Here is a 26,228-nt window from a genome sequence, read left to right on the forward strand (position 1 = left end):
GGGCCGAGCGTGCAACGCGTCGATCAGCCGATCGTGGCGTGTTCCTTCGTCTCGGCGGGGACGGTGGACTGCTTCAGCTCGGTGAGCTTGGCGCCCTCCACGTCGATGTCGGGGAGGATGCGGTCCAGCCACTTGGGGATCCACCACGCCGAGTCGCCCAGCAGGGCGAGCAGCGACGGGATGAGCACCATGCGGACGATGAAGGCGTCGAAGAAGACGCCCGCCGCCATGGCGAAGCCCATGGACTTGGCCACCACATTGTCCTGCAGCATGAATGCGCTGAAGACCGAGATCATGATGATGGCCGCGGAGGTCACGACGCGGGCGCCGTGGTGGTAGCCGCTGATCATGGCTTCCTTGGCGGACTTGCCGTGCACGTATTCCTCACGCATGCGGGTCACAAGGAACACCTGGTAGTCCATGGCGAGACCGAATACCAAGCCGATCAACATGATCGGCAGGAAGCTGACCAGCGGGTGCGGTTCGACCAGGCCGAACTTGCCGTCCTGGAAGATGAGCACGGTCGCGCCGAAGGTGGCCGCCATGGAGAGCAGGAAGCCGAGCGCGGCGGTCAGCGGGACCAGGATCGAGCGGAACACCAAGAGCAGCAGGATGAATGCCGCGCCGGCCACGATCGCCAGATACGGGATGATCTTGACGAGCAGTGCCTGCGACACATCCGCGAAGATCGCGGTGGTGCCGGTGATGCCGTATTCCATGCCGTACTGGGACTTCAGCTCGGACTCCGCGTTGCGGGCGTCCTTGACCAGGTCCTTGGTCTCCTTGTTGTTCGGCCCGGCGTGCGGGACGCCGGTGAACATCGCGGCCTGACCGTCCTGGCTGTGCTGGGCCACCGTCAGGTAGTCCATGCCCGGGTAGTGGGCCAGCTTGTCGCGCAACGCGTTCAGCGCCTCGGTCCGCTGGTTCTCCGGGGTCTTGCTGAGGTCGACCACCACCATCAGCGTGCCGTTCGAGCCTTCGCCGAAGCCCTCGGTCTGCAGGTCGTACGCCTTGCGGATGGTGCTGTCGTGCGGCATCGAGTCGCCGCCGGGCAGACCCAGCTGCAGATTCACCGCGGGGGCGGCGAGCAGACCGAGCAGCACCACGGAGATGCCGAGGGTCAGCGCGGGCGCCTTGCCGATGAGACGGGCGAAACGCTGGCCGTTGGTGACCGACGAGTCGTCCTCGGGATCGTGCTGGGCGACCAGCGGCAGCTTCGGCTTGAACAGGAAGCGGCCGAACGCGCCCATGAGCGCGGGCATCAGGGTGACGGCCACCAGCACCGCCATGGCGGCGGAGACGGCGCCGAAGATACCCATCGAGGTGAGGAAGCTGACCTTCACGAAGGTGAGACCGGCCAGCGCGATGATGACGGTCAGACCGGCGAAGATGACGGCCGAGCCCGCGGTGCCGACCGCGGTGCCCGCGGCCTCCTCCGGCGAATTCGACACGGCCAGTTCGTGTTTGTACCGGGAGACGATGAACATGGCGTAGTCGATGGACAGCGCCAGGCCGATCATGGAGGCCAGGATCGGGGTGAAGGTCGGCACGGTCAGCCAGTGGGTGCCGAACATGATGACGGAGATGGCGGTGCCGACACCGACCAGCGCGGTGAGGATCGGCACGAAGGCCGCCACGATCGCGCCGAACGCGATCACCATGACCACCAGCGCCACCGCGATGCCGATCATCTCCGAGGCGCCGCTGGAGCCGCCCGGATCCTGGGTGATGGAACCGATGAGTTCGACCTGCAGGCCGGCCGCGCGCGCGTCGTCACCGACGTTGTAGGCGGCGTCACGGTCTGCCGCGGTGAGGTCGGAGTACTTCGGGATCGTGTACTTGACCTGCATGGTCGCGACCGAGTCCGGGTGCTCCTTGTTCAGCACGTTCAGCGGTGCGCTCGAGCAGTTCGCGGCGAAGGCCGGGTTGGAGCGGTCGGCGGCGAGGCAGTCGATTCCAGCGCGCTCACCGATCTTCTTGGTGATCTCGACCGGGTTCATCAGCGGCGCGGACTTGTCGATGATGTCGAGTGCGCCGAGCTTGGTGACGAAGGCCTGCAGCGCGGCCGCGTTGCCGGGGTCGGTCAGCTTCTGACCGTTCGGCGCGGCGATCACATAGGTGCCGTTGACGGCATTCTGGTCGAAGCCGGCGGAGGCGCCCGGGAAGTGCTCGTCGAGGATCTTGGTGGCCCGCTCGGACGGCAGGTCCGGCATGGTGAAGGAGTCCTGGAACGGTTTGGCCAGCGAACCGCCGACGCCACCGATCACGAACAACGCGGCGATCCACGCCGCGATGACGATCCATTTACGGCGGAAGGCGAACTTCCCCCACCGATAGAGGTATACGGACACGAGGGGTCTCCTGGGCGATGGTTTGTGCGGGCTGAACAGGGGTGCTGGTGTGCGAGCGCGTAGACAACACTGCCGCCGGGAGCTGTCGGCTCCCCGCCTTCACGAAACGAAATCTGCCTACCGTGCGGTAGGTAGACTACCGAGGAGTTAAGCGGAGGAACAACCTCGACTCTAGGTGGCGTTGATCGCATTCAGAGCACGGGTGAGAGGATGAAAGCATGGGTGGCCAGAACGGTTCCGGGACCGTTGTCGCAGGTAGAAGCACTAAAGGCGCGATCCGTGACGCCGCTCTGCAGTTATTCGCCAGCAAAGGGTTCGACCACAGCAGTTTGCGCGAGGTCGCCGATGCGGTGGGAATCACAAAAGCCTCGCTCTACTATCACTATGCCTCGAAGGTCGATCTTCTGGTAGCGATCATCGAGCCGATGTTCGACGAAGTGCGGGATCAGGTCGCGAGCCTCGACAACCTGCCCGCAACTCCCGACAACGTCCGAGCGGTGATTCGCGAGCGCCTGCACTCCACCCTGGCCAACCGTCAGGTGGGCGCGCTGTGCATGCGCGACACGGTCGCCATCGTCAACGCGCTCGGCAATCGCTACCCCGACATGATCGAGTTGCATCACCGCATGTGCCGGTGGATGGCGGGACCCGATCCGGACGCCGACACCCTGTTGCGCGCCGCCGCGACCATGCAGGTGCTCAGCACCGCGATGATGACCCAGGAGATCGTCCCGGACATGGATGTCGACCACGTCGAGACGACCTTGCTGAATGCCGCACTCGGTGTGCTGTATCCAGCGCGATAGGGTTTTCACACCACCGGTCCGATATCAGGAGTTTCCGTGCACATCACCGCGAAGGTCGATTACGCGGTGCGCACCCTCGTCGAAATCGCGAAGGGGCAACCGGATTCGGTGAAGGCCGACGCGATCGTCGCCGCCCAGGACATTCCGCCGAAGGTGCTGGAATCGGTGGTCGCGGATCTGCGCAAGGGCGATCTGGTGATCAGCCGCCGCGGTCCGGACGGCGGTTACCGGCTGGCCCGCCCGGCCGCCGAGATCAGCATCGCGAATGTGATTCGCGCCGTGGAGGGCCCGCTGGCCTCGGTGCGCGGACAGCGGCCGGAGGACGTCAGCTACACGGGCGCGGCCGAACCGCTGCAGCGGGTGTGGATCGGGCTGCGGGTGAACATCCGTTCCGTCCTCGAGCGCGTCACCATCGCCGATATCGCCCATGACCTGCTCCCGTCCTTCCTGGACGAACTGCTGCACGACCCGGACGCCTGGACCCGCCGCCCCCGCCCGGCGGGTGGCGCGGTCGCGACCACACCCGCCCAGCCCACCGCGGGCGAGTGGCGTGATCTGGATCAACCCGACATCTAGGCAGATGGCGGTAGCCTGCCAAGCATCATGTTGATCCGACTTCTACGCACCTCCATGCGGCCCTACCGCAATCAGTTGGCGGGGGTCGTCGTGCTCCAGCTGATCTCGGTCATCGCCATGCTGTATCTGCCCACTCTGAACGCCGACATCATCGACCGGGGTGTCACCAAGGGCGATATCGGCTACATCTGGTCCACCGGCGGCTGGATGCTGCTGGTGACCGCCATCCAGATCGTCGCCCAGGCCGCCTCGGTCTATCTGGGCGCCCAGGCCGCCATGGGCGCGGGCCGCGATATGCGCGCGGCCCTGCTGCACCGGGTGGGCACCTTCTCCGCGCGGGAGGTCGGCGTGTTCGGCGCGCCGTCGCTGATCACCCGCAATACCAATGACATCGGCCAGGTACAGCTGCTGGTGCTGATGAGCGCGACCATCCTGGTGATGGCCCCGATCATGTGCATCGGCGGCATCTTCATGGCGTTGCGCGAGAGCATGCAGCTGTCGTGGCTGCTGTTGATCGCGGTGCCCGCGCTGGCGCTGTCGATGGGCTTCATCATCACCCGTATGGTGCCCGGCTTCCGGCGCATGCAGGACCGCATCGACGCGGTGAACCGGGTGCTGCGCGAGCAGATCACCGGTATCCGCGTAGTGCGGGCGTTCGTGCGGGAACGTCAGGAGACCTGGCGGTTCGGTGTCGCGAACAGCGAGCTGACCGAGCAGTCGCTCTATGTCGGTAAGTACATGGCCCTGATGTTCCCGATGGTCATGCTGATCTCGAACGTCACCACGGTCGGCGTCATCTGGTTCGGCGGCCACTCGATCGACAACGGGGACATGCAGATCGGCACGCTCACCGCGATGCTGGCCTACATCATGCAGATCCTGATGGCGGTCATGATGGCCTCCTTCCTGGCCATGATGGCCCCGCGCGCCGCGGTCTCGGCCGAGCGGATCAGCGCCGTCCTCGACACCGAGTCCTCGGTGTCGGAGCCGCGGCTGCCGCAGGCGTTCACGGACGACCCGGGCAAGGTGGACCTGCGGTTCGCCGAGTTCAAGTTCCCGGGCGCGGAGAAGCCGGTGCTGAAAGCCATCCGCTTCCAGACGGAGCCGGGTACCACCACCGCCATCGTCGGCGCGACCGGCGCGGGCAAGACCACCCTGATCAACCTGATCCCGCGGCTCATCGACGTCACCGACGGCGCGGTCCACGTGGGCGGCACCGATGTCCGGGAGCTGCAACTGGAGACGCTGCGCACCGAGATCGGCCTGGTCCCGCAGAAGGCGTACCTGTTCTCCGGCACCGTCGCCTCGAATCTGCGCTACGGCAAGCCGGACGCCACCGATGAGGAACTCTGGCACGCGCTGGAGATCGCGCAGGCCGCCGACTTCGTGCGCGAGATGCCGCAGGGCCTGGAAACGCCTGTGGCGCAAGGCGGTACGACCGTCTCCGGCGGGCAGCGACAGCGTCTGGCGATCGCCCGCGCGCTGGTGCGCAAGCCGCGCATCTACCTGTTCGACGACTGCTTCTCCGCCCTGGACGTCGCCACCGACATGCGGGTGCGCGAGGCTCTGAAGCCGGAGACCGTCAACGCGTCGGTCATCATTGTGGCGCAACGGATCTCGACCATCCGTGACGCCGATCAGATCGTGGTGCTGGAGGACGGCGCGATGGCCGGCATCGGCACCCACGACCAGTTGCTGCTCGACTGCAACGAATACCGCGAGATCGTGGAATCGCAGTTCAGCGCGGAGGAGGTGCGATGAGGCCCGGAGCCCCCAATCCCGGTGCGCCGGATGCGAAGGCGAAATCCTTCGGCCCGTCGCTGAAGCGCCTGCTGCGCATGCTCGCGCCGGATCGGGCCTATCTGATCGTGGTGTTCGTGCTGGCGGTCGGCTCGGTGGTGCTCAACACCCTGGGTCCGCAGATCCTCGGCAAGGCCACCAACCTCATCTTCGACGGCGTGGTCGGCAAGCAGCTGCCCGCCGGGCAGAGCAAGGACGAACTGGTCGACGGCCTGCGCGCGGGCGGCAACACCACCTTCGCCGACATGCTCGCCAGCATGGACGTGATCCCCGGCACCGGAATCGATTTCACCGCCGTGGGGCAGGTGCTGGCCTGGGTGCTGGCGCTCTACATCGGTTCCGCGCTGTTCGGCTGGCTGCAGGCGCAGCTGCTGATCGTGGTGCTCAACCGCACCGTGAAGCGGATGCGCGCGCAGATCGAGGAGAAGATCCACCGGCTGCCGCTGCGCTACTTCGACTCCATGCCGCGCGGCGACGTGCTCTCGCGCGTCACCAATGACGTCGACAATGTGGCACAGACGCTGCAGCAGACCATGTCGCAGCTGATCATCAACGTGCTGTCGGTGATCGGCATCCTGATCATGATGTTCTGGATCTCCTGGATCCTGGCCCTGATCGCGCTGCTCACCGTGCCGCTGGCGGTCATCGTGACCGCGCAGATCGCCAAGCGCTCCAAGCCGCACTTCGTGGACCAGTGGAAGTTCACCGGCGAGGTGAACGCTCAGGTCGAGGAGGCCTTCACCGGCCACGAGGTGGTCAGCGCCTTCGGTCGCGTGCGCGAGGTGGGGGAGAAGTTCGACGAGACCAACGAGAAGCTCTACGACTCCTCGTTCAAGTCGCAGTTCATCTCCGGGCTGATCATGCCCGCCATCATGTTCCTCGGGAACCTGAACTACGTGCTGATCGCCGTGGTCGGCGGTCTGCGGGTGGCGTCGGGTCAGCTGTCGCTGGGCGAGGTGCAGGCGTTCATCCAGTACTCGCGCGGATTCACCCAGCCGCTCACCCAGATCGGTTCGATGATGAACCTGCTGCAGTCGGGTGTGGCGTCGGCGGAACGGATCTTCGAGATCCTGGACGCCGAGGAGCAGTCGCCGGACCCGGATCCGGAGGACTCGCGGCCGCTGGAGCGCGGGCGGGTCGCCTTCGAGGACGTGTCCTTCCGCTACGAGCCGGAGACCCCGGTCATCGAGAACCTCTCGCTGGTCGCCGAGCCCGGGCACGTGGTGGCCATCGTCGGGCCGACCGGCGCGGGCAAGACCACCCTGGTCAACCTGCTCATGCGGTTCTACGAGGTGGATACCGGCGCCATCACCATCGACGGCGTCGACATCACCGCCATCACCCGAGACCACCTGCGCTCGCGCATGGGCATGGTGCTGCAGGACACCTGGCTGTTCGGCGGCACCATCCGCGAGAACATCGCCTACGGCAATCCGAACGCCTCCGAGGAGGACATCCTCGAGGCCGCCCGCGCCGCCTACGTGGACCGGTTCGTGCACGCGCTCCCGATGGGCTACGACACGGTCATCGACGAGGAGGGCTCCGGCGTCAGCGCCGGTGAGAAGCAGCTCATCACGATCGCCCGCGCGTTCCTGGCCAAGCCGTCCATCCTGATCCTGGACGAGGCCACCAGCTCGGTCGACACCCGCACCGAGCTGCTGGTGCAGCACGCCATGGCGGCGCTGCGCCGGGATCGCACGAGTTTCGTGATCGCGCACCGGCTTTCGACGATCCGCGACGCCGACACCATCGTGGTGATGGAGAAGGGCAAGATCGTCGAACAGGGCACGCACGAGAAGCTGCTCGCCGCCCGCGGCTTCTACCACCGGCTCTACAACGCCCAGTTCGCCGCCGCCCTCACCGACGGCGAGGGCAACAATGTGGACGATCCGGAGCCGGACGCGGTCGCGCTCACCAAATGACCCGACGCTCCACCGGCTCGGCCCGCACACGAAGGTGTGTGGGCCGGGCCACTTTCGTGGAGCGAAGAAAATCACTCGGCTGACGAAGTGAGAGGATAGCTCGGTGTCTGCTGCCTCCGAGTTCTCGTTCAAGGTCGGTGCCCGCCTGGAAGGGCGGCACGGCAGGACCGGTGTGATCAGCACGCCACATGGCGATATTGCGACACCCGCCTTCATTCCCGTCGGGACCAAGGCCACGGTCAAGGCCGTACTGCCGGAGACCATGAAGGAACTCGGCTCGCAGGCGCTGCTGGCCAACGCCTACCACCTCTACCTGCAGCCCGGCCCGGACATCGTGGACGAGGCCGGGGGCGTGGCGGAGTTCATGAACTGGCACGGCCCGACGTTCACCGACTCCGGCGGCTTCCAGGTCATGTCGCTGGGTGTCGGCTTCAAGAAGGTGCTGGCCATGGAATCGGTCGGCGTGCAGGACGACGACGTGATCGCCAAGGGCAAGGAGCGGCTGGCGCACGTCGACGATGACGGCGTCACCTTCCGCTCCCACCTGGACGGCTCCAAGCACCGGTTCACCCCCGAGGTGTCGATGGGCATCCAGCATCAGCTGGGCGCGGACGTCATGATGGCCTTCGACGAGCTCACCACGCTCATGAACACCCGTGGCTACCAGGAGGAATCGCTGGAGCGTACGCGGCTGTGGGCCAAACGCTGCCTCGACGAGCACGAGCGGCTCACCGAGGCGCGCTCGCATCGGCCGTATCAGGCGCTGTTCGGCGTGATCCAGGGCGCGCAGTACGAAGACCTGCGCCGCAAGGCCTGTCGCGACCTCGAGGAGTTGCGGGGCGCGGCCGGAACGGGATTCGACGGCTACGGCATCGGCGGGGCGCTGGAGAAGCACAATCTGGGCACCATCGTCGGCTGGTGCTGCGACGAACTGCCCGAGGGCAAGCCCCGGCACCTGCTCGGCATCAGCGAGCCGGAGGACATCTTCACCGCGGTGGAGAACGGCGCGGACACCTTCGACTGCGTGAATCCCTCACGCGTGGCGCGCAATGCGGCGCTGTACACCGACGAGGGCCGGTTCAATATCAATACCGCCCGGTTCAAGCGCGACTTCACGCCCATCGACGAGACCTGCGACTGCTACACCTGCGCGCACTACACACGCGCCTACATCCATCACCTGTTCAAGGCGAAGGAGATGCTCGCCTCGACGTTGTGCACCATCCACAACGAGCGATTCACGGTGCGTCTGGTGGATCGTGTCCGCGAGAGCATCGACGGCGGCTACTTCGACGAATATCAGGCGGAATTCCTGGGCCGCTGGCGCGGCCGCATCAAAGCCCCTGGGCAATAAGGGAATTCGACACGGCCGCGAGCTTCGGAGGGTCGGTCCGCGTCACTCGTAGATGGCCGAGCGCTCGCGCGGTCGGTAGGAGGGTTCGCGCTTCTTCAGGAAGGCGATGCAGCGGTAGCTGATCGGCAGCACGCACGCCTCGACGAGGGTCTTCCAGAGGAAGCCGACGATCACGTAGTTGACGAAGTCGCCCCAGGTATTGATGCCGATGGCGGTCGCCGCGATCGAGCAGAACACGAGCGTGTCACCGAACTCGCCCGCGACGGTGGAGCCGAGCAGTCGCGCCCACAGATGCTTCTCCTTGGTGCGCTCCTTGATCAGCACCAGCGTGCTGGAGTTCAGGAACTGGCCCACGAAGTAGCCGGTGATCCCGGCCAGCGCCAACTGCGGGGTATTGCCGAGCACGTCCCCGAAGGAGGTCGAGTTCTGCTGCAGGTCTCCGGTGGGCAGTTTGATGACGATCTGGAAGCAGACGATCATCAGCAGCAGCGCCGCGAACCCGTAGTAGACGGTGCGGCGGGTGGCCCGGAAGCCGTACACCTCGCTGAGGATGTCGCCGATGACGTAGGCGATCGGGAAAAGGAAGAACGCGCCGTCCATGGTGATCGGCAGGATGGTCAGCGGGCCCAGGGAGAAGTGCTGTCCGGAGAAGAACTGGACGCCCTTGGCGACGCACACGTTGGAAATCAGCAGGACAGCGGTGAAGGCCACCGCCACCGGCGTGAAATATCCCCCCGCCGCGTCCGCGAATGCGGCGTGTTGCGGCGTGGGGTGTCCAGATCGGTCGGTTTCGACCGTTTCGATATCACTCACGCTCGAAGTATCCCCTGCCTCGACCGCGGGGTATGGATAGCTGGGGTGCCCTAGGCTGGACGAATGACGAATCCTGGCGATTCCGACGAGTGGTGGAAGCAGTACGGCGGTGAGGGCGTCGCGCCCGAGACTCCGCCCGCGGCGCCGCAGCAATCGACGCCGCCTCCGCCTGGCTACACCTCCGCGCCGCAGTATCAGCAGCCGCCGCTGACCCCGCCGCCGCAGCCGGTGTATCCGAGCTATCCGCCGCCGCAGGCGAATCCGACGCCGGGCTATCCGGGCGCGGGTCAGCAACCCACGCCGCAGCCCCCGGGCTACGGCGGCTACCCGGGCTATCAGCCCTACGGGTACGCGGCGCCGACGCAGCAGACCAGTTCACTGGCCATCGCGTCGCTGGTGGTGTCGATCATCGGCATCCCGGCCATGTTCTTCTGCGCCTTTCTACCGGTGGTCTCGATCGTCGGACTGGTGCTGGGGATCGTCGCGTTCAACCAGCTCAAGACGAACGGGCAGCAGGGCCGCGGCCTGGCGCTCGGCGGCATCTGGGTCGGTGCGGCCGGGACGGTGCTGGGGCTGGGCGGGTTCCTGATCTTTCTCATCGCCAGCGCGACGGGCTCCAGCTGACCGACCGGCGCGGTGCGCGAATGATGTGGTGCACCAACGACAATGGGGCGCATCCGGAGAGGATGCGCCCCATTGCGTTCAGCGGAGGGAAGAGCCTCAGCCCTTCAGCACCTGGGTGCCGCCGGCGAACTGGTCGTGCCAGCCCTGCTTGGTCGGGCTCTGCTCGATGGTGATGGCGATGTAGATCGCCATGCCGAGGCCGACCAGCGTGCCCAGGCACGGGACCAGCTGCACGATCATGAACAGGTTGCGCTTGGCGGAGGTGGCCGGGTCCAGCGGCGCGCCGCCGGGGCCGACGACCCGCAGGTTCAGGATCTTCTTGCCCAGCGTCTGGCCGCCCTGCTGGGTCTCCATGAAGATGAAGTAGCCGAAGTAGATGACCGGGACCAGCACGCTCCACAGCCACGCGATGCTGCTGGGCAGCACCGCCTGGATGATGCCCGCCGGAATGCCGATGATCAGGCCGTCGATGATGCGGGCCGCGAAGCGGGTCCACAGGTCACCGGGCTGCGAGCCGCCGAAACCGCCGCCGAAACCGGGCTGGCCGCCGTCCGGGTAGGGCTGGTAGGCAGGCTGGCCGTACGGCTGCTGCTGGCCGTAGGCGTCGGACTGACCGAACGGCTGCTGCGGCTGCTGGCCGTACTGCGGCGGCTGCTGTTGCTGCTGGCCGTACGGGTCGGGCTGCTGCCCGTAGGGCTGCTGGCCGTAAGGCTGCTGCGGCTGCTGGCCGTAGGGGTCGGACTGCCCGTAGGGCTGCTGCTGACCGTACGGCTGCTGTGGCTGCTGCGGCTGGCCGTAAGGCTGCTGCGGCTGCCCGTACGGCTGGCCGCCCGGATACTGGTTGGGGTCGTACCCACCGCTCGTCATTGTTCCGCCGTCCTCGTCGATTTCGTTCGGGATCTGGTCGAGTGCGTACGTTACGGACACCAGCTGGGTTGCAACAACCCGTCGGGGTCGAGTCTCCAGGGTTCTTTGGGGAGGTTTTCCGGCCGGAATCGTTCCAGGACATCGGCCGGCGTGATTGCGCCTTCGTAGCCGAGCGACGCCGCGAGCGCGCTCAGCACGTGTCGCGGGGATTCGCCGAGGGCTGTCCGATCGCGCAGGGTGACCGCCCCGTCGCGCTTGGCGAGCCGTTGCCCGGAGGTGTTGAGCACCAACGGGACGTGGGCGTATGCGGGGACGGGCAGGCCGAGCAAGGTGGCCAGATACGCCTGCCGCGGCGTGGAGGGCAGCAGGTCGTCGCCGCGCACCACCTGGTCGATGCCCTGGTCGGCGTCGTCCACCACGACGGCGAGGTTGTAGGCGGGGGTGCCGTCGCCGCGCCGCAGCACCAGATCGTCCACGGCGCCGCGGTATTCGCCGAGCAGGAGGTCGGTGACGGTGAATTCGGTGCGGTCGGCGCGCAGGCGCAGCGCGGCGGGGCGGCCCTCGTCACGCCGACGCTGCTTCTCCTGCTCGGTGAGGTTGCGGCAGTTGCCGGGGTACGCGCCCATCGGGCCGTGCGGCGCGGTCACCGCCTGCTGTATTTCCCTACGCGTGCAGAAACACTCGTAGGTCAGGTCCGCCTCGGTGAGGCGTGCGATGGCCGTCTCGTGGAGGGCGAGGCGCTGCGACTGCCACACCACCGGCGGGTCCCAGTCCAGGCCGATGGCGGCCAGGTCCTCGAGTTGTCGTTCGGCCGCACCCTTTTTGACGCGGTCCAGATCCTCCACCCGCATGAGGAATTCGCGTCCGGTGGAGCGGGCGAAGAGCCAGGCCAGCAGTGCGGTGCGGAGGTTGCCCAGATGGAGATCGCCGGACGGGCTGGGCGCGAAGCGACCGGCCCCGGGCCGCCGCCCGGGGTGGGCGGCCGTTGCTGGGGCGGGGTCGGTCGGCATGTCTGTCGATGGTAGTTCGCATCCTTCGCAGCGCGGCCGACCCTTCCTTTCTTGCCGGTGCGCCTATCGAGTGCGGCGGGACAAGGGGATTGCGAATTCAGTGGGGGATTGTGAGCCGAGCTCGAAGGTCCGTGTCGGAGATGGGTTTTCCCTGCTCAATGGCCATGAGCAAGGTATGTGCACGGTCCACCAGGCCAGGCGAGTCGATGCCGTAGGGCGCGGATCCGTAGGCGGAGAGGCGTTCGGACGCCCGTTCCAGCAGAGTGCGCGCTCCCTTGGGGTTTCCCCGCTGAATGTGGGTGAGTCCAACGGCAAATTGCGCGAGGCCCTGCCATAGCGACTTCTCCGCGAACGGGCCGTTCTTCCAGGCGGCCTCCAGTACCTCGTGCGCGTTGAAAGCCAGGCCCTCGTCCAGCAGACGTTGGGCATAGTCGAGGGTTTCGGCCGGCGGCAGGTCCAGGTCATCGGGAATGCGGGGAATGCCGGGGCTACCGAAAGGGAGGGGTCGCCCAAAACGGTCACGAGGACGGGCATTCCGGGCACGGCCGTCGTCGTCACGGTCCCGTCCGGCGTCCTCCGGTGACTGCTGGGGCATGGTCCCCATGATTCCCCATGCCCCGCGTGCGCCGGTCCACCCGGGGTACCCGAGGCGTGAGCGAAGGAATTCTCGTGTTTGAAATTCAATAGCCTCAAACCGGGGCTAATTTCTTGCAAATAATTTGCTGGCTAACCTTGCCGCAAATTTGCTGATTGAAAACGAAAGAATGCGATCTCCTAATGACGAACCCTGCTAGGGTTTAGCGCGGGAACGGCCATCGGGGGCGCATTCCCGTCGTGACGTGCAGAGATAGGTTGTACGGAGCGTTTGCGTGCGATCTACGGCGGCCCCGAGGATTCGTGATTTCGAGCGATCCCGCGGTCGCCAAGATCGATGCCAGCAGGATTCCAAGCTTGACGCAGAAAAGGAGCTAGTACCGTGAAGGTGGATTTCACCGGCGCCGTTTGGCGCAAGAGCAAACACAGCGGCCCCAACGGCAACTGCGTGGAGGTCGCTTTTCTCCGCGACGGCAATGTCGCGGTCCGGGACACCAAGGACCGCGGCACCGGGCCGATCCTGGCTTTCACGCCGGGCGAGTGGGATGCCTTCGTAGCGGGCGTTTCCGACGGAGAGTTCAAGCGGGCCTGATCGCACAGCCTGCGGGTGGCCTGCCGCGGCCCCACCGGGAGAAACCAGAAGCCCCCGAGTCCCGGAGACTCGGGGGCTTCACTTTTGCTGAAGGCCGTCGCAGCGGAGCGGTCAGGTGGAGCGCTGCCCGTTGCCGGAGTGCCCGTTGCCCGCGGCGTTCTCCTGCGCCCGCCGCAGCACCGCCAGCTGGGCGTGCTCGGCCGCGTGGTCGTTGGCGGCGTTGAGTTCGCGTTCCTCCGGGGGATCGGCCCAGAAGAACGCGCCTGTGCCGGGACGCCCCGCGAGGCCGAGTTGGTTCATCTTCCGGGGGACGCGGGCGCCCTGATACTCCAGGGGGATCGGATGGCCGTGCTCGTCGACCGGGCCCAGCGGCTGGTGCACTTCGATGTACTCGCCGTGCGGAAGTCGCCGCACCACACCGGTTTCGATGCCGTGCTCGAGCACGCTGCGGTCGGCGCGCTGTAGTCCGATGCACAGCCGGTAGGCCGCGGCGTAGGCCAGCGCCGGGACGGTCAGCAGGCCGATGCGGAAGGCCCAGGTGGTGGCGTTGAGCGAGATGTCGAACTTGAAGGCGATGATGTCGTTGACGCAGGCCAGGGTGAGGATCAGGTAGAAGCTCAGCGACATGGCCCCGATGGCGGTGCGCACCGGGACGTCGCGCGGGCGCTGCAGCAGGTTGTGCCGGGCCCGATCGCCGGTGAGCCGCTTCTCGATCCACGGGTAGGCGATGATCAGCGTGAAGATCAGCGGCATGAACAGCGCCACCGAGAACGCGCCGGGGATGGTGTGCCCGAACGGGTACGCCTCCCAGGCCGGGAACAGGCGCAGGAACCCGTCGGTCCACATCATGTAGAAGTCGGGTTGGGTGCCGGCCGAGACCTGGGAAGGGTTGTAGGGCCCCAGATTCCAGATCGGATTGATCTGCAGCAGTCCGCCCATGAGCGCGAGCGCGCCCAGGGTGAAGGCGAAGAACGCGCCCTGGTCCAGCGAGAAGACCGGCACGATGCGGGTGCCGATCACGTTCTTCTCGCTGCGTCCGGGCCCCGGGTACTGGGTGTGCTTCTGATACCAGACCAGCGCGATGTGAACGACGATGAGCGCCAGCATGATTCCGGGCAGCAGCAGCACGTGCGCGATGTAGAGGCGCGGAATGATGATGGTGCCGGGGAAGTCTCCGCCGAACATGAGCCAGTGCAGCCAGGTGCCGATGACCGGACTGCCCAGGGTGATCCCGGCGAAGGCGGCGCGCAGGCCGGTGCCGGAGAGCAGGTCGTCGGGCAGTGAGTAGCCGAAGAAGCCCTCGAACATGGCCATGATCAACAGCAGCGCGCCGATGACCCAGTTGGCCTCGCGGGGTTTGCGGAAGGCGCCGGTGAAGAAGACCCGGCACATGTGAACGATCATCGACGCGGTGAACAGCAGCGCGGCCCAGTGGTGCACCTGGCGTACGAACAATCCGCCGCGTACGTCGAACGAGAGGTTGAGCGCGGTCTCGTAGGCCCGCGACATGGTGACCCCGCGCAGCGGCTGATAGGAGCCGTTGTAGGTGACGTCACCCATGGAGGGGTCGAAATACAAGGTCAAATAGACGCCGGACAGCAGCAGGATGATGAAGCTGTACAGCGCGATTTCACCGAGCAGGAACGACCAGTGAGTCGGAAATACCTTGTTGATCGATCGTTTCAGGAATGCGGCACCCTGGTACCGCTGATCCATCTCATCGGCTTGTTTCCCAAGTCGACCGGCGATCTTGTTGGTGGTTGCCATAGCGGTCACCCCGCCCCCGGGACAGTGCCAGTGCTTCTACTACAAACGGTAGCACTACCGTCTCCGCAGCGCATCGGGTTTTCGTTATGGTCATCGGGTGAATTCCCTGGCCGCCCGGGACGCCACCATGTACTGGCTGTCCGCGCGCACCCGTAACGATCTGTTTCTGCTCTACTGCTTCACCGACACGGGGTGCGACGCCGAGCGGCTGCGGACGGCCGTCGCGAACCGGGTGGTCCACATCCCGGATTTGCTGGTCCACGTGCTGGACGCTCCCGCGAATATTGCGTATCCGATGTGGGCGACTTGCGAATTCACCACCGATCAGTTCACCGACCACGATCTCGGCGACGCCACCTGGGCGACGCTCACCGACGAACTCGGCACCCTGCTCGGCACCGGTGTGCGAGCGAATGAACGCCCCTGGCGACTGCATGTCTTCCGGAACGTCCGGGACGTCCCGGGATTCGCTGGCGGGGAGTCCGCCCTCGTAGCGGTGCTGCAGCTGTCCCACGCCCTGGCCGACGGGCGTCGCGCCGCCGCCATCGCCCGCGCGCTCTTCGGTGCGGGCGGCGTTCCGACGGCATCCGGGCCGCGTCCTTCGGCCCCGTTCCTCCGCCGTTCCCTGCCCCGCCGCCTGCGCGACACGGCGACCAGCGCCTCCGCCACGGCTCTCGCTCTGCCCGCCATCCCGATCGGCATGGCGCGCACCGTGATTCGCGGCCTGGCCGCCGTCCGCGCCCAGCGCGGCCTGGCGGATCTCACCGCCGCCGGGGAACTCCCGCCCCCGGCCTTCGATGTCGAACCGACCCTCCTGAACGGCACCGGCGCACCCCCGGAAACGCATATCGTGCGCATGCTGGTGTGCGACAAGACCCGCCTGCGCACCCCGGACCATTCGGTCACGGTGGTCGCCCTCACCGCCATCTCCTTCGCTCTCGAACGCTATCTCCGCGACCACGACGCGGCCGTCGCCGAACTCCGCGCCCAGGTGCCCATGGCGGTCGCCGCGCCCGGAACCGACGGCCCGGGCCGTCCCGCCCGCAATGCCTACCGCGACCTCTCGGTCGATCTGTCCCTCGCCGAACCCCTGCCGCGCGCCCGCGCCGACCGCATCGCCGCCGACCTGACCGCCCGCCGCACCCGCGCCGCCCACCCCCTCCAGTACGCGCCGGACGCGGTGACCGCAGTCCTGCCCGCGCCGATCCTCCACCGCGATGTAGCCAAGGTGCCGATCGATCTACTCCCCGAACGAGTTTCGGGTCACACCGTGGTTTCCAGCGTCGACCGCGGTCCCGCGGATCTCGAGTTCGGTGGCGGTGCGGTGCGTTTCACCGCGGGATTCCCGGCCCTGGGCGCGGTCATGCACGTCACCCACGGCGTCACCGGTCTCGGCGACACCGTCACCGTCTCCGTGCACGCCGACCCCGCTGTGATCCCGGGTCCGGACCGCTACTCGGAGCTGCTGGAATCCGCTCTGGACGAGGTCGCGCGCGCATTGCGCTGAACCGCGAATGCGAAAGCCCCCGGCGGACCGAGTCCGGCGGGGGCCTTCGATGCGGAGTTCGGTGGAGAGTTACACCATTCCGTTGATCAGCGGATGCTCGGACAAGCTATCGGGTGCACCCCACTGGGTATGGGTGAGTGCTTCGAAAACACAGATCAACAATAGTTTTCGCGCGCGATGGCCGGAGTGGCCTTCGGATTCGCCACCGACGTCCTGGATTCGCATACCGACCGCCGGGTTGCGGCGCGGTGCGGGTTCCGACAACATCCAGAACATTTCGGGTCCCATCAATGTCGAACGCCCGCCCGTCTCGCTGAACCACCGACCGGAGTAGTCGATCATCAGATCGGTGAATGATTCGACGTTACCGAATGCTTCGGTGAACTGAGTCATCGCACCCGATCGATCCAGACTGTTCTGGATGATCGAAGCCAGCCGGATCGCGATCTCCCGGAACTGATCTACTCCCTGGTCCTGCCACATGTTCATCGCCATACTTCGCTCCAGAAGGGTCGGTGGGGCACTACATTTGCGCAGCGGTCATGTAGAACTGGCGCCGTTCGTCGGCGTCCAGCGGGACGGGCCTGGGCTGGGTGCTGACGCCGGTGGTCTGCCCCAGGGAATATCCGGGTGCCGCGGATTCCAGTGGGTAGAGCCTCGGCTGAGCCGCGGGATAGGGGTCCTTGGCGCGCCCCGTCTCCGCCCAGTCGAACGCCGCATCGTAGAGCTCGGGTGCGGACTCCGGTTCGTCGTGCTCGGCCGCGCCGACTACGTCCTCGAGCTCGTCCTCGAGCTCGGACACCTCGATCTCGTGCTCGAGGCCGGAGGCCTCCAGCTCGGCCGCGTGTTCCGCCGCGACCTGCTTGCCGCGTTCCCAGAGCATCAATGTGAGGTGCACGGCGAACAGCATTGTCAGCGGCATTCCGGCGTAAAGGCACATCGGCACAACGCTGCCGCCGATCTCGTGGGCGTACTGGATATTCCCAGCGATCGAGACGAGGGTCGAGAGAGCGAACAAGGCGGTCGAGTACCACCAGCCGACGCTCCATTGCCGGAATGCGGCGGTGGCGATGATCGAGGCGATCACCAAGCCATCGATGGCGATCGGCACATTCGAGGCGAGATCGGGCGGAACCAGATTACGCACCGAGAGTTGGTGCAACGCGGCAAAAGACATCTGAAATGACTTGACTGCCACCACTGACGTCACCAACAGTGAAGCATGGGCCAGCCGGGGTCTGAACGAACTCAGTCGACGGAGAGTGCCTCCCGTCCCGCGTGACGGGGATACTCGCACTTCGCCATTCGTAGATCCTGCGGTAGTCATCGTCACCATGGCGGCGAGGGTACCGCGCAGTTGGTCGTCGATTGCGCATCGTCTTGTTTTCAGATGCGGTAGGGTCCCGAGTTCTTATCTACGGCCATTGGAATTGGCGAACTATTGCCTGAAATCCCCTCTACCGCAACATGTCACGACTGGCCACATTGTTCTGAAGCGCTGTAATCATCAGTCTATGGGTGTTTCGTGGTGAATATCCGTAATGTCACCATCCAAAAGCGAACGCTCCCAGACGATTGCGGCACCATGACCCACACGACGTTCGGCATCGAACGTCTCGGCATCGGCGATCGGCCGGTTTCGTCGGACGAGGCATCGACCGTGATCGACATGGGCCTGTGGCGCTCGACCCGACCACCCGAGCTGATCCACTTCTCAACCGAGTCCGGAGATTGCATCGACCGGCGGCGTCAGAGTCGTGACGTAGCTAACACCCTGATCGACCGGCCTCCCGAACGAGTCTCGGGTCACATGCGTCAAAACCAGACGTCGACCTCGGCCTCGTCGACCTCGAGCTCGGGGGTGGACCGGTCCGTTTCGCCGCTGCCTGGACCCGCTGGAATCCGCCCTGGACGAGGTGGTCTGCGCATCGCGCCGAGCCGGATCGGGCCCGGATATGCGGAAGGCCCCGGCCGGACTGAGTCCGGCCGGGGCCTTCGAAGCGGAGGATAGGGGATTTGAACCCCTGAGGGCTGTTAACCCAACCCGCGTTCCAGGCGAGCGCCATAGGCCACTAGGCGAATCCTCCGCCGAGCAATATACCGGGTACACCCCTGGTAGAAGCAAATGCAGTGGTCGGCGGCTACTTCTTCTTCAGATTGTTGAGCGCTTTCTGGGCCTGCTCCTTGCATACCTGGGCGATCTCGTCCTTGCTGACGCTCTGGCCCTTGCCCATGCGCAGGCGGATGTTGACCTTCACCGAGGCGTTGTCGTCCTTGACCGCGACCGTGTAGTCGGTGGTGGTGAACGAGGAGTAGTCGTCGACCTTGGCCGCCCAGTAGCCGGCCTCGCCGATGCCGTTCACGTCACCGGCGGTGCGGCCGCTGCCGGTGGTGCCGGTGTCGCTGGTCTTCCAGATGTCGTATTCGGGGCGGTTGTAGGCGCTCGACGAGCCGCTCAGCAGCGAGACGTTGAGGGTGAGGTCGGCGGTGTTGGCGATCGCGTACTTGTCGGTCTTGGAGGTTTCCTCGTTGCCGGCCCGGCAGTCGAAGCGGCCGCCCGAGTAGTCGGTGGGCTTGGTCTCGGAGTGCTCAGGGGTGCCCTTGGAGTTGGCGGCCCACTTGTTGAGCACCGAGGTATCGATCACGGTGCAGCCGTTGGTGATGCCCTCCATGGAGTACTTCCCGGCGGCCTTCTTCTTGTCCCCGCCCAGCGGCGACGGGCTGTCGCTGCCGCTGAGCGCGACCACGCCGATCACCGCGCCGACGATCACCACCAGGCCGATCACCCCGCCGATGATCCAACCGGTCTTGTTGCCGCCTGAGCGCGGCGGCTGCGCCGAATAGCCGTAGCCCCCCTGGCCCGGCGGCGGGACCGGGGGCTGGGCGAACTGCTGCTGCGGGAAGCCGCCGGACAGCGGCTGGCCGTAGGCGTCGGTCATGGGCTGCGGGTAGCCGGGCATCGGCTGCTGCGGGTAGCCGGGCGCGGACTGCCCGGTCGGAAGGGGCTGTGCGGGTGGCGTGTACGGGGGCATGCCGCCGGCGGCGTAGTTGAGCATCGTCGGGTCCGCACCCTGAACCGGCTGGCCCTCCCCGGCGGCGGGCGCGGTGGCCCACCATTGCGCGGTCTCCTGGGCTTTCTGCGGATCGTGCGGCGCACCGGCTCCTGGATCGGAACTCGTCATATCGTCTCTACCCCTCCGGAAAATCGCGGGCGACCCCGCATATCGCAGGCATCGTATCGACCCCGGGCGGCGGCGGGCGCGGTGAGCCGCTACACTGGCCGACGGATCCAGCGCGGCGCGCATCCTGTGAACTCCCCCAGGGCCGGAAGGCAGCAAGGGTCAACGGGCTCTGCCGGGTGCGCTGGGTCCCCTTTCTTTTTCCGGCCCGGTCGTGCGGGTGACGGAAGTACAGATATCCCTGCCGAATCGGATACGCCGCCTAGTAACCTGGGCGGTTGGGTTCGCGGTGCGCGTAACCCTGGACATATCCCACGCCATTGGAAGGGCGCTCAGATGCCTCGGCAGACGCAATTCGGTTTGATGAGCCATGCGGAACTCGTGACGGAACACGAGACGCAGACCGCGAACTACGCGAAGCTCAAGACCGAGAAGCTGACGCTGGACATTACGAGGGGTAAGCCCTCGCCCGAGCAGCTGGACCTCTCGCAGGGACTCCTCGAGCTGCCGGGCGCCGCCGACTACCGTGACGCCAACGGCACCGACGTCCGCAATTACGGTGGCCTGCACGGCCTGCCGGAGCTGCGCGCGATCTTCGGCGAACTGCTCGGCATCCCCGTGTCGAATCTGCTGGCCGGCAACAACGCCAGCCTGGAGATGATGCACGACCTGCTGGTGTTCGCCATGCTGTACGGCACCGCGGATTCGGAGCGCCGCTGGGCGGACGAGCCGGTGCTCAAGTTCCTGTGCCCGGTACCGGGTTACGACCGGCACTTCGCGATCACCGAGTCGCTCGGCTTCGAGATGATCCCGATCCCGATGAAGAACGACGGCCCCGACACCCACCTGATCGCGGAGCTGGTCGCGTCCGACCCCAGCATCAAGGGTCTGTGGGCGGTGCCCAACTACTCCAACCCGACCGGCGTCACGTTCTCCGAAGCCGTTACCCGCGAACTGGTTTCGATGCCGACCGCGGCTCCGGACTTCCGCCTGTTCTGGGACAACGCCTACGCGGTGCACCCGCTCACCGACACCGCCGAGCCGGTGCTCGACGTGCTGGGTATGGCCGCCGCGGCCGGCAACCCGAACCGCCCGTTCGTGCTGGCCTCCACCTCGAAGATCACCTTCGCGGGTTCGGGCGTCAGCTTCTTCGGCTCCTCCACCGCGAACGTGGAGTGGTACCTGAAGCACCTGGGCAAGAAGACCATCGGCCCGGACAAGGTGAACCAGCTGCGGCACCTGCGCTTCTTCGGCGACGCCGAGGGCGTACGGGAGCACATGCAGAAGCACCGGGCCGTCCTGGAGCCGAAATTCAAACTGGTGCTGCGGATTCTGGAGGACCGGCTGGGCGCGTCGAAGGTCGCGTCCTGGACCGAGCCCAAGGGCGGCTACTTCATCAGCCTCGACGTGCTGGAGGGCACCGCCAGCAAGGTGGTGGCGCTGGCCAAGGACGCGGGCATCGCGCTCACCCCGGCCGGTTCGTCCTACCCGTACGGAAAGGACCCGGAGGACAAGAACATTCGCATCGCGCCCAGCTTCCCGTCCCTCGGTGAACTGGAGAAGGCGATGGACGGCCTGGCCACCTGCGTCCTCCTGGCCGCCTCCGAAAAGCTGATGAGCCTGTAGAGCCGACGAAAAAGCGGCGCGTACCCGGAAGGGTGCGCGCCGCTTGCGTTCTCGGTCAGTTCGGCTTGTGCGCCAGCACCGCGAAGATGGTCACCGACAGGTGGATGTCGCCGCTGGCGGCGCCGGCCTCCAGGTCGGCGAGCAACCGATCGCGCTGGGGCTCGCTGATCGCGCCCCGCGCCACCGCCCGATCCGCGACCCGGGCGACCAGTGCGCCCGCCCCGACGCTGCGGTCCTGGATCAGGGCGTGCGAGCCGATGTCGTCGACGACCAGTCCGGCCGCGGCCAGCTGCCCCGACAGGCGGCGGCCCGCGAACGGGTTGGTGGTGCCCGCGATCATGGTCTCGATCACCTCGTGCACCACGTGCCGGTCGCCCGGGTGCACGATGGCCGAGCCCCAGTCGGTGTCCATCACCACGACCCGGCCGCCGGGCCGCAGCACGCGGGCGATCTCCCCGACCGCGCGGGCAGGAGCGGTGAGGTGCTGGAAGACGCGTTCACACAGGGCCACGTCGAAGCTCTCGCTGCCGACGGGCAGGCCGTAGGCGTCGCCGCTGACGAAGGTGGCGGTGGAGCCGGCCTGGGCGGCGCGGCGTTCGGCGGCGGCCAGCAGGTTCGGGTCGGGTTCGACGCCGAGCGCGGTGCCGGTCGGCCCGACCAGCTCGGCCAGGGTCAGCACTTCCGACCCGGTGCCGGAGCCGATGTCGACGGCGCTCTCGCCGGGGCGGGTGGCCAGGGCCTCGTGGGCCCAGGTCCGCAGGCGCCGGATACCCGGCAGCGCTGCCTGTAGATCGTGGACGTCGACGAGCTGGTCCTGTCCGTCACGGTCGAAGCGGTCCGGTCGCAGTCCTGAGTCCGCACCAGGTTGCGGCACGGTTCGCACTGAAGAATTAGCCATGGTGTCGGGCATAGGCCGAGCCTAGTCGTGACCCGCGTCACCGCAACGCAAGATGAATGGGATGATCGATGCATGGTGAGCCGCACGCTGTGTATTGCGCAGGAATCCGATGCCGACGAGCTGCTTTCGACCGATGATTTCGCCCTGTTGGTCGGGATGATGCTCGATCAGCAGTTTCCGATGGAACACGCATTCCGTGGGCCGTGGAAACTGGCCGACCGCATGGGCGGCTTCGATATCCATCGGATCGCCGCCGCCGATCCCGCGGAATTCGAGGAGCTGGCCGCCACCCCGCCGGCCATTCACCGCTACGGCCGTTCCATGGGACGACGGGTCCAGGAGCTGGCCCAGTACATTCTGGACAACTACGGCGGCAATACCGCGGGCCTGTGGACCGACGGCGATCCGGACGGCAAGGAAGTCCTGAAGCGGCTCAAGAAACTGCCCGGCTTCGGTGACCAGAAGGCCCGGATCTTCCTCGCCCTGCTGGGCAAACAGCGTGGTCTGGCCGCCGCCGGCTGGCGCGAGGCGGCCGGCGCGTACGGCGAGGACGGCTCCCGCCGCTCGGTCGCCGACGTCACCGACGCCGAATCCCTCACCCAGGTGCGGGAATTCAAGAAGCAGGCCAAGGCCGCCGCCAAGGCGAAGTAATCTCCCTCACTTCCACGGCATCGAATCAAGCTGGTTTTTAACCTCCAGTTTCACAGGGGGTTCACAGATGCTTGCCGCCGACAGTTCAGTTCTCGGCAGTGGAAGCAGTAAAGAAAATGAAGATGAGGGAATTCGCCGGGATCGCGGCATTGCTGGTCGCGGCGACGGGGGTCACCGCCGGCACCGCGTACGCCGGTCCGGCCAAGGCCGACGACGGCACGATCAACTACACGTCCCAGGTCACCGAGCAGGGCAACACGGTGGTCAGCACCGACGCCGGCTCGCTGGTCGTCGAGGACGGTGCGCTGAAGGTCAAGGCGGCGAATGGAACCACCGTCGCCGGCACCGAATTGAAGTTCCGGATCGACGATTTCGAGTTCCCGATCGCGGCGCAGATCAGCGACCGCACCGCCACCCTGACGCCGCAGGCCGATCTGGCGCACGCGGTGTACAAGCCGGTCGCGCTGCCCTACGAGGATCAGGCGCCGTGGAAGACCCAGTACGACCGTGAGCTGGCCGCCTGGAATCGCCTGACCAGCACCATCTCCGCGGGCGCGACCATCGGCACCGTGGTCGGCGGCCTCGGCGGCGCGGCGCTCGGCTGCGTCCTGGGCGGCGTCGCCTTCGCGACGGCGACGGCCCCGCTGGCCACGCTGTTCGGCGTCGGACCGCTGGCGGGCTGCTTGATCGGAGCCAGCACGGTCGGCTTCCTGGGCACGATCGGCGGTCAGTTGTTCGTCACCGCACCGATCGCGATTGCGGCTGCAGTGCAGTACTTCACGACTATCAACCAGCCGTTTTCCGCGCCCAAGTAGGCATTTTCGGCAACCGATGGGCAAAGGTTCACCGCGCTGGAACCCCACTGCCATGTGGCGTTTGTGAAGGCCGGTTTCCATCACTGGGCCCCGGGGACACACCTGACCTTGTTTCCCGGGGCGCACCGCTCATCTCAAGAGGGATTTTCGAACACATGCGTCTCAAGAACTTCACCGCGGTTTCCGCGCTGGTCATCGCCGCTCTGGGCGTCACCGCCGGCACCGTGAACGCCGCGCCCGCCGCCGATAACAACGGCGTGATCAACTACACCGCCACCAACTCCGAGACCAACACCATCATCCGCACGGATGCCGGTTCCATGGTCGTCGAGAACGGCAACTTCGTCATCAAGGCCGCCAACGGCAATGTCGTCGCCGGCATGCCGCTGAAGGTGCGCGTGGACGATTTCGAGTTCCCGATCGCCGCGGAGATCTCGGACCACACCGCGACCCTGACCCCGCAGTACGACATGGACCACGCCACCTACGCGCCGGTCGCCAAGGATGTCGCCCTCCCCTACGAGGACCAGGCTCCGTGGAAGTCGGACTACGACCGTGAGCAGGCCGCCTGGAACCGCATGAAGGACACCATCTCCCTGGGTGCCACCGTGGCGACCCTGGTCGGTGGCCTGGGCGCCGCGGCCGTCGGCTGCGTCCTCGGCTTCGGCGTCGCCGGTCTGGCCTCGGCCCCGCTGGCTGCCCTGTTCGGCGCGGGCCCGGTCATCGGCTGCCTCGTGGGCGCGGCCACCGTCGGCTTCCTGGGCACCATCGCGGGTCAGCTGCTGATCACCGCGCCGGTCGCCATCGCCGCCGCGATCCAGTACTTCACCACCATCAACCAGCCGCACATCACCGCTCCGGCTCCGGCCAAGTAATACGCGGTCCGAGTTAAGAGCAAGGGGCGCAACAGGCATCAGCGATCACCTCATCGGGACAGCCCGCTCGGCCATTCGGCCGGGCGGGTTTCGCAATTCGGGAGTGTTCACCGTCTGAGCACCCGTGCGACATATTTCGTTCGCGTCGGCCCGTTTCGATCATGCGGTCCAACTACGCGGACTGCCTGATGAGGAAAACCGAGAAATGCGCTTCAAGACTTTCGCCGCGACCGCGGCCCTGGTGTCCGCTGCCCTGGGCGTCACCGCCGGTACCGTCAACGCCGCTCCGGCCGCCGACAACGGCGTGATCAATTACACCGCAACCACTTCCGAGACCAATAGCGTCATCCGGACCGACTCCGGCTCGCTGGTCGTCGAGAACGGTGTCTTCAAGATCAAGGCCGTGGACGGCACCGTCGTGGCCGGTATGCCGCTGAACTTCCGCGTGGACGACTTCGAGTTCCCGATCGCCGCGGAGATCGCCGACCACACCGCGACCCTCACCCCGCAGTACGACATGGACCACGCGACCTACAAGCCGGTCGCCGAGGCCAAGGACGTCAACCTGCCCTACGAGGACCAGGCTCCGTGGAAGTCGGACTACGACCGTGAGCAGGCCGCCTGGAACCGTATGAAGGACACCATCTCGCTGGGCGCCACCGTCGGCACTCTGGTCGGTGGCCTCGGCGGCGCGGCCGTCGGTTGCGCCATGGGCGCGGTCGTCTTCGCCGCCGCGACGGCCCCGCTGGCCACGATGTTCGGTGTCGGCCCACTGGCCGGCTGCTTCATCGGCGCGAGCACCGTCGGCTTCCTGGGCACCATCGCGGGCAACCTGCTCGTGACCGCCCCGGTCGCGATCGCCTCCGCCTACAACTACTTCGTCACCATCAACCAGCCGCACCTGGTCGCGCCGAAGTAAGTCGCACAGCAGCACCCCGAAACCCCGTCCGGCGCCCGCCGGGCGGGGTTCGTCGTTGTAATCGGCGTGAGCCCAATCCTGTCGCCGCGCCGCGGCCGATGCTGGAGTGGATCGATGGGTGACCTGACCTCGATTCACGGCGCGGCAGCCGCGCTCACTCCGGTCGACGGGACCGATCTCCGGAAGACCTTCGCGCACTTCCCCAGCGGTGTGGTGGCGCTCTGCGCCCGGCTCGGCGGAACACCGCACGGGCTGGTGGCCAGCACTTTCGTGCCGGTATCGCTGGATCCGCCCCTGGTGTCGGTGTGCATTCAATACTCGTCGGAGACCTGGCCGCGGCTGGAGCAGGCGAGCCGATTGGGATTGAGTCTGCTCAGCAGCGACCAGGAGAGCGCGGCGCGCGGTCTGAGCTCCAAGCGTGGAGACCGGTTCCGGGATGTGGAGCTGCGGGGCGGGAACGGCAACGCCGCGTTCGTGGCGGGGGCGACGGCCTGGCTGGAAACCTCGGTGTACGAGCAGGTTCCGGCGGGCGATCACGCCGTGGTGCTGCTGCGGGTGCACCGGGTGAGCGTCCGCCCGGAGTCGGAGCCCCTGGTCTTCCATCGCAGTGATTTCCGCGCGCTTTCCGGGAAATCAGTTGAGGTGCAATTGAATTCAGCCTGAGCCGGACCGGCGACAGGGG

24 protein-coding genes, 1 tRNA gene and 1 other RNA gene are annotated in these 26,228 nt (G+C 66.6%); 15 read left to right on the forward strand and 11 right to left on the reverse strand.

The window, feature by feature from the left end; genetic code table 11:
• Window positions 1–23 precede the first annotated feature (23 nt).
• On the reverse strand, window positions 24–2,351 hold the full coding sequence (locus ACQPYY_RS00930) for an MMPL family transporter (protein ID WP_433592443.1): 2,328 nt from the start codon (window positions 2,349–2,351) through the stop codon (window positions 24–26).
• A gap of 218 nt (window positions 2,352–2,569) precedes the next feature.
• On the opposite strand from ACQPYY_RS00930, the gene ACQPYY_RS00935 reads away from it, so the two are divergent.
• The 5 genes from ACQPYY_RS00935 to tgt all read left to right on the forward strand — a co-directional run bounded on the left by ACQPYY_RS00935 (window position 2,570) and on the right by tgt (window position 8,809).
• Window positions 2,570–3,157: a TetR/AcrR family transcriptional regulator gene (locus ACQPYY_RS00935; protein WP_433592444.1), complete on the forward strand. Its 588-nt coding sequence runs from the start codon at window positions 2,570–2,572 to the stop codon at window positions 3,155–3,157.
• 36 nt (window positions 3,158–3,193) lie between these two features.
• A complete protein-coding gene (locus ACQPYY_RS00940; protein ID WP_379103362.1) occupies window positions 3,194–3,733 on the forward strand; it encodes an RrF2 family transcriptional regulator in 540 nt (179 codons plus the stop codon).
• Window positions 3,734–3,760: 27 nt separating this feature from the next.
• The gene (locus ACQPYY_RS00945; protein ID WP_379103364.1) at window positions 3,761–5,494 is read left to right on the forward strand and encodes an ABC transporter ATP-binding protein; all 1,734 of its coding nucleotides are present in this window, start codon (window positions 3,761–3,763) and stop codon (window positions 5,492–5,494) included.
• On the forward strand, window positions 5,491–7,455 hold the full coding sequence (locus tag ACQPYY_RS00950; RefSeq protein ID WP_433592445.1) for an ABC transporter ATP-binding protein: 1,965 nt from the start codon (window positions 5,491–5,493) through the stop codon (window positions 7,453–7,455). Before ACQPYY_RS00945 ends, ACQPYY_RS00950 begins: the two co-directional genes overlap by 4 nt.
• 103 nt (window positions 7,456–7,558) lie before the next feature.
• Entirely contained in the window at window positions 7,559–8,809 is a 1,251-nt protein-coding gene (gene tgt, locus ACQPYY_RS00955; RefSeq protein WP_433592446.1) for a tRNA guanosine(34) transglycosylase Tgt, read from the forward strand.
• A 42-nt stretch (window positions 8,810–8,851) separates the two neighbouring features.
• Here tgt and ACQPYY_RS00960 read toward each other — a convergent pair whose 3' ends face one another.
• Window positions 8,852–9,622 (reverse strand): queuosine precursor transporter, encoded by a 771-nt coding sequence (locus tag ACQPYY_RS00960; RefSeq protein WP_433592447.1) that lies wholly within the window; start codon window positions 9,620–9,622, stop codon window positions 8,852–8,854.
• Window positions 9,623–9,685: 63 nt separating this feature from the next.
• On the opposite strand from ACQPYY_RS00960, the gene ACQPYY_RS00965 reads away from it, so the two are divergent.
• On the forward strand, window positions 9,686–10,246 hold the full coding sequence (locus tag ACQPYY_RS00965) for a DUF4190 domain-containing protein (protein ID WP_433592448.1): 561 nt from the start codon (window positions 9,686–9,688) through the stop codon (window positions 10,244–10,246).
• A 96-nt stretch (window positions 10,247–10,342) separates the two neighbouring features.
• Here the strand turns inward: ACQPYY_RS00965 and ACQPYY_RS00970 are convergent, their stop codons facing one another.
• The 3 genes from ACQPYY_RS00970 to ACQPYY_RS00980 all read right to left on the reverse strand — a co-directional run bounded on the left by ACQPYY_RS00970 (window position 10,343) and on the right by ACQPYY_RS00980 (window position 12,718).
• Window positions 10,343–11,113 (reverse strand): RDD family protein, encoded by a 771-nt coding sequence (locus tag ACQPYY_RS00970; protein ID WP_379103377.1) that lies wholly within the window; start codon window positions 11,111–11,113, stop codon window positions 10,343–10,345.
• A 50-nt stretch (window positions 11,114–11,163) separates the two neighbouring features.
• A complete protein-coding gene (gluQRS, locus tag ACQPYY_RS00975) occupies window positions 11,164–12,123 on the reverse strand; it encodes a tRNA glutamyl-Q(34) synthetase GluQRS (protein WP_433592449.1) in 960 nt (319 codons plus the stop codon).
• A 97-nt stretch (window positions 12,124–12,220) separates the two neighbouring features.
• Entirely contained in the window at window positions 12,221–12,718 is a 498-nt protein-coding gene (locus tag ACQPYY_RS00980) for a DUF309 domain-containing protein (protein WP_379103381.1), read from the reverse strand.
• Window positions 12,719–13,099: 381 nt separating this feature from the next.
• Here ACQPYY_RS00980 and ACQPYY_RS00985 point away from each other — a divergent pair, with 381 nt between their 5' ends.
• Window positions 13,100–13,309, forward strand: coding sequence for a DUF397 domain-containing protein (locus ACQPYY_RS00985; protein WP_379103383.1), 210 nt, complete (start codon window positions 13,100–13,102; stop codon window positions 13,307–13,309).
• 111 nt (window positions 13,310–13,420) lie between these two features.
• Here the strand turns inward: ACQPYY_RS00985 and qcrB are convergent, their stop codons facing one another.
• Complete coding sequence (gene qcrB, locus ACQPYY_RS00990) at window positions 13,421–15,076, reverse strand: cytochrome bc1 complex cytochrome b subunit (RefSeq protein ID WP_433592450.1); 1,656 nt, start codon at window positions 15,074–15,076, stop codon at window positions 13,421–13,423.
• Window positions 15,077–15,173: 97 nt separating this feature from the next.
• Between qcrB and ACQPYY_RS00995 the strand changes: the two genes are divergently transcribed.
• Entirely contained in the window at window positions 15,174–16,583 is a 1,410-nt protein-coding gene (locus tag ACQPYY_RS00995) for a WS/DGAT domain-containing protein (RefSeq protein ID WP_433592451.1), read from the forward strand.
• A gap of 69 nt (window positions 16,584–16,652) precedes the next feature.
• Here the strand turns inward: ACQPYY_RS00995 and ACQPYY_RS01000 are convergent, their stop codons facing one another.
• The 4 genes from ACQPYY_RS01000 to ACQPYY_RS01015 form a co-directional block, all read right to left on the reverse strand.
• Window positions 16,653–17,078 carry a hypothetical protein gene (locus ACQPYY_RS01000; protein WP_379103389.1) on the reverse strand — a complete coding sequence of 142 codons (426 nt, stop codon included), beginning with the start codon at window positions 17,076–17,078 and terminating at the stop codon, window positions 16,653–16,655.
• Between the two features lie 28 nt (window positions 17,079–17,106).
• Window positions 17,107–17,919 (reverse strand): DUF2637 domain-containing protein, encoded by an 813-nt coding sequence (locus ACQPYY_RS01005; protein ID WP_433592452.1) that lies wholly within the window; start codon window positions 17,917–17,919, stop codon window positions 17,107–17,109.
• Window positions 17,920–18,584: 665 nt separating this feature from the next.
• Window positions 18,585–18,670 (reverse strand) — tRNA-Ser (locus tag ACQPYY_RS01010).
• Window positions 18,671–18,724: 54 nt separating this feature from the next.
• The gene (locus ACQPYY_RS01015) at window positions 18,725–19,765 is read right to left on the reverse strand and encodes a hypothetical protein (RefSeq protein WP_433592453.1); all 1,041 of its coding nucleotides are present in this window, start codon (window positions 19,763–19,765) and stop codon (window positions 18,725–18,727) included.
• 100 nt (window positions 19,766–19,865) lie between these two features.
• Between ACQPYY_RS01015 and ffs the strand changes: the two genes are divergently transcribed.
• Together ffs and ACQPYY_RS01025 are read left to right on the forward strand one after the other, a co-directional pair.
• Window positions 19,866–19,960, forward strand: an RNA gene (gene ffs / locus ACQPYY_RS01020) — signal recognition particle sRNA small type.
• Window positions 19,961–20,098: 138 nt separating this feature from the next.
• The gene (locus ACQPYY_RS01025; RefSeq protein ID WP_379103395.1) at window positions 20,099–21,388 is read left to right on the forward strand and encodes an aminotransferase class I/II-fold pyridoxal phosphate-dependent enzyme; all 1,290 of its coding nucleotides are present in this window, start codon (window positions 20,099–20,101) and stop codon (window positions 21,386–21,388) included.
• 55 nt (window positions 21,389–21,443) lie between these two features.
• On the opposite strand, the gene ACQPYY_RS01030 is transcribed toward ACQPYY_RS01025, so the two are convergent.
• Window positions 21,444–22,262 carry a methyltransferase domain-containing protein gene (locus tag ACQPYY_RS01030; RefSeq protein ID WP_379103397.1) on the reverse strand — a complete coding sequence of 273 codons (819 nt, stop codon included), beginning with the start codon at window positions 22,260–22,262 and terminating at the stop codon, window positions 21,444–21,446.
• Window positions 22,263–22,361: 99 nt separating this feature from the next.
• Here ACQPYY_RS01030 and ACQPYY_RS01035 point away from each other — a divergent pair, with 99 nt between their 5' ends.
• The 5 genes from ACQPYY_RS01035 (at window position 22,362) to ACQPYY_RS01055 (ending at window position 26,209) form a co-directional block, all read left to right on the forward strand.
• Entirely contained in the window at window positions 22,362–22,937 is a 576-nt protein-coding gene (locus ACQPYY_RS01035; RefSeq protein WP_357088749.1) for an HhH-GPD-type base excision DNA repair protein, read from the forward strand.
• A gap of 116 nt (window positions 22,938–23,053) precedes the next feature.
• Complete coding sequence (locus ACQPYY_RS01040) at window positions 23,054–23,752, forward strand: hypothetical protein (protein WP_379103399.1); 699 nt, start codon at window positions 23,054–23,056, stop codon at window positions 23,750–23,752.
• 155 nt (window positions 23,753–23,907) lie between these two features.
• Window positions 23,908–24,627, forward strand: a complete 720-nt coding sequence (locus tag ACQPYY_RS01045) for a hypothetical protein (RefSeq protein WP_379103401.1) — start codon at window positions 23,908–23,910, stop codon at window positions 24,625–24,627.
• Window positions 24,628–24,832: 205 nt separating this feature from the next.
• Window positions 24,833–25,546, forward strand: a complete 714-nt coding sequence (locus tag ACQPYY_RS01050) for a hypothetical protein (protein ID WP_379103404.1) — start codon at window positions 24,833–24,835, stop codon at window positions 25,544–25,546.
• Between the two features lie 114 nt (window positions 25,547–25,660).
• The gene (locus tag ACQPYY_RS01055; RefSeq protein ID WP_433592454.1) at window positions 25,661–26,209 is read left to right on the forward strand and encodes a flavin reductase family protein; all 549 of its coding nucleotides are present in this window, start codon (window positions 25,661–25,663) and stop codon (window positions 26,207–26,209) included.
• Window positions 26,210–26,228: the final 19 nt, after the last annotated feature.

It is taken from the genome of Nocardia sp. CA-145437 (genome assembly GCF_050956485.1).
Lineage (GTDB): Bacteria > Actinomycetota > Actinomycetes > Mycobacteriales > Mycobacteriaceae > Nocardia.